The organism is Candidatus Bathyarchaeia archaeon (assembly GCA_035935655.1).
Lineage (GTDB): Archaea > Thermoproteota > Bathyarchaeia > 40CM-2-53-6 > 40CM-2-53-6 > 40CM-2-53-6.
This window is the reverse complement of record DASYWW010000029.1, coordinates 1-3,157: the sequence shown is the minus strand read 5'-3', so window position 1 is coordinate 3,157 and position 3,157 is coordinate 1. Positions and strand designations below refer to the sequence as shown.

The 3,157-nt window shown below is 55.5% G+C and carries 4 protein-coding genes; 3 read left to right on the top strand and 1 reads right to left on the bottom strand.

Annotated elements, in window-relative coordinates:
• Window positions 1-299: hypothetical protein (locus tag VGS11_04980; protein ID HEV2119441.1), on the bottom strand; the 299-nt coding region annotated here is incomplete at its 3' end.
• 157 nt (window positions 300-456) lie between these two features.
• Between VGS11_04980 and VGS11_04975 the strand changes: the two genes are divergently transcribed.
• The 3 genes from VGS11_04975 to VGS11_04965 all read left to right on the top strand — a co-directional run.
• Window positions 457-1,146 (top strand): hypothetical protein, encoded by a 690-nt coding sequence (locus VGS11_04975; protein ID HEV2119440.1) that lies wholly within the window; start codon window positions 457-459, stop codon window positions 1,144-1,146.
• 40 nt (window positions 1,147-1,186) lie between these two features.
• Window positions 1,187-1,828, top strand: coding sequence for a Rieske 2Fe-2S domain-containing protein (locus VGS11_04970; protein ID HEV2119439.1), 642 nt, complete (start codon window positions 1,187-1,189; stop codon window positions 1,826-1,828).
• 11 nt (window positions 1,829-1,839) lie between these two features.
• Window positions 1,840-3,157: cytochrome bc complex cytochrome b subunit (locus tag VGS11_04965; protein ID HEV2119438.1), on the top strand; the 1,318-nt coding region annotated here is incomplete at its 3' end.

Below are 3,157 nucleotides of genomic sequence, written 5' to 3'. Positions count from 1 at the left end.
TGACCCCAGGCCAGATAGTTGGTCAGACCCTTGTACACTTTGCCGAGAACCCCTTCGATGTAGAAGTAGAAAACGGCAGTGACCGCCGTCGCGATGACGCCGACCACAAGGAATGATATGTATCCGGTGAAGAACCAGGTGCCGCCGCCGTTGCCGGCTATGACTCTGGCTGCCGAGTAGTAGTCTGACTTGCCCGTGAAGTACTGCAACGGGTCAAGGATCAGGATTGTTATGATTGTGGCCGCGATGCCTTCTGCTACTGAAGCCCAGATGAACCTTCCCGCCCACTTGCCTTGCAATGTTTGCGTTTTCTCTCGCCTTCCTAACCCGCAGGGACGACCTTAGGTATTTAATCCGGGAAGACGATTCTCCTCCGTGATAATCAAACCTGACATCGTTATCAATAATGAGAATCAGCATCGCGCTTAAATCCCAACCACGGGATGATTTGCGGCAATGAAAACAAGCTCGCCCCTGGTAGGCGGCCTCACCATCGCCGTTCTTGCGGTCGCCCTCGTTCTTTCTGGTTTCGGTGCGTCGCTCGCGCTCGGAGGACTCGGGGGCAGGGGTGTCTCGACAACGACCGTCACGACTGTTCCGGAGAACGCTTCGTCCAACGCGCCCTATGTGGTGACAATGGTGGTTTCGACCGAGAACACTTACAATCAGACGGTCGGGACCCAACCTGTGTTTTACGTTCTTGGGCCCAGCGGCCTACAATCGTCTGCCAAGATCAGCCTCCCCGCAGGGCGACTGATCAAACTCGTGATCGTGAACTACGACGAGGGGAACGCATCGCTTGTTTCTCCAGGTTTTGATTCTGTTTCGGGAACGACTAACGGGACAATCTTTGTAGCCTCGAACGCGAACATCAACTCAAGCCAGGGGGCTCCAGGGATTCAGGTCATGGGAGGTCAGACGGTGACGAGCATACCCCAGTCAGTCCTGAGCCACACCTTCTCCATTCCAGACATTGGCTTGAACATACCGCTTCCCACGAGCTCGACCGTGGTTGCCTACTTCAAAGTTGACCACGCAGGGAACTATCTCTGGTATTGTAAGACAGGATGCGGGTTTGGTGCCGGCGGCTTAGGTGGGGCAATGTCCACACCCGGCTGGATGGCCGGTTTGGTGGCGGCGAGCTAACCGCTGATGTCGCCCTCCCGAGGGGAAAGGCCATATCTCAATGACGGATCAACCTAACCCAAGGGGCGAGGACGGCTCCGAAGAGTCGAGAAGGAATTTCCTGAAATACGCGGCGTCCATTTCCGCAGTTCTGGCGCTAGCCGGCATCGCTTCTGTAATGAAGGCGGTGGTCGTTCCCGCGGTTCCTGGGGCCGCAACCCAAACATCATTTCCGAGGGTCAAACTCTCGAGTGTCAGTGAACTGGCTTCCGGGGCCGCTGTGATATTCAATTATCCCCTTGACAACGAACCGAACATTCTGGTCAAGACTGGCCAACGAGCCTCAGGTGGTGTAGGCCCAGACGAGGACATCGTAGCGTTCAGCTCCATATGCCAGCACCTCGGTTGCACGTCTGTCGGATTCGTCCCTCCAGGCGGGTCGCCCTCGGCAAACAAGTCGTACGTAGCTCCCTCGCCAGTCGCATACTGCACTTGCCATGGGAGCATTTACGACCTAACACAAGGCGCGAAGGTAATAGGAGGGCCTTCGCCCAGGCCTCTGCCTCAGGTCACCCTCGAAGTTGACAGTTCTGGAAACGTCTATGCAGTAGGCATGAGTCCTCCGTCCATTTTCGGACACAATACTGGCTCAAGCGACGTTACATCCGACCTTCAAGGCGGGAACTTGGTTTCGAGTACTTAGGGAGATAGAGATTGTCGGAGAACGAGAGATTCCTCACAAGGCTGGCCGGTTGGTTCGACTCAAGGCTGGGTCTGAGCCAATCTACGTTCCGACCCGTCCCGGAATATGCGCTGAACCCATTCTACTGGCTCGGCGCACTCGCAGTCGTGGCCTTTGTGATTCAAGGAGTGACCGGACTCATATTGATGCTCTATTATGTTCCCAGCCCGTCGGAAGCTTACTCGTCGACGGTTTACATCTTTCAGAACGTCTACAACGGGAGGTTCTTGCAGACAGTTCACCTCTACACAGCCTATGCAATGATCATGCTGGCCTTCATGCACCTGATGAGAGGATATTTCGTCTCGGTGCACAAAAAACCAAGGGAGGCCATGTGGATCGTAGGGATGCTAATGGGCTTCGTTACGCTGGGGTTCGGCTTTACTGGATACCTTCTTCCTTGGACAGTTGTGTCAAAGTCAGCAACTGACGTAGGGGTCGGAATGGTTACGGCTCTTCCGCAGCCCGTCTCTTCTCTGCTCACATTCCTAATCGTGGGTGGTGGTGGTGACGCTGCAGAGATGTTGCGGTTCTTCGACCTACACGTCGTCGTCCTCCCGGCGGTTCTGCTTATCTTGCTTGTCGCGAAGATGTACATGCTCGAGTCACACGGCGTCGCCGAACCGACCGGAGGTTTGCCGAGCGAGAAGAAGCCGAGGCTTCTTCCAATTTTCCCTGACGTGACTTTCTACCTGCTGGAGCTTTCGTTCTTCTTTGGGGCGGGGATGTTACTAATCTCGGCGGTCTTCCCCCTAACCTTGCCTCCGGCGTACTCGGCCTCGGTGGCTCAAGGGTACATACCCCAGCCTGACTGGTATTTCCTCTGGATCTATCAGGTCCTCAAAATCTCTGTATTCGAAGGTTCGACCGGGCTTGCGGCTGCGCTTTCGGTAGTCACACTAATCTTCTTGGCTCTGACTTTCCTTCCCTTCGTTGACCGCTGGAAAGGGCGTGAGATTTCGAGGAGGCCAGCTTACGTCACCATCGGCGCTGTCTTTGTAGTAGAGGTACTTCTGCTATCATACTGGGGCTTGATCACTCCAGGAGCCGTTATCCCCTTAGAGCAAGCGGCACTTGTCATTGGCGGCACGGCCCTTTTAGTCGTGCTTGGGTCTCTCGTTCTTTACAGGCTTCTGTACTCAAGGGCAAGGGGGCGGCTCACAACGGTACCGGTGGCTAAGATCAACTCATCGGAGGTCAAGAGTGGCCTTGCGTTCACGGCCCTGGTCGGAGGCGGAGCGCTTTCGCTCGGTTCTCTGTTCAACGGAGTCGTAGCGATGGCTCTCGGGG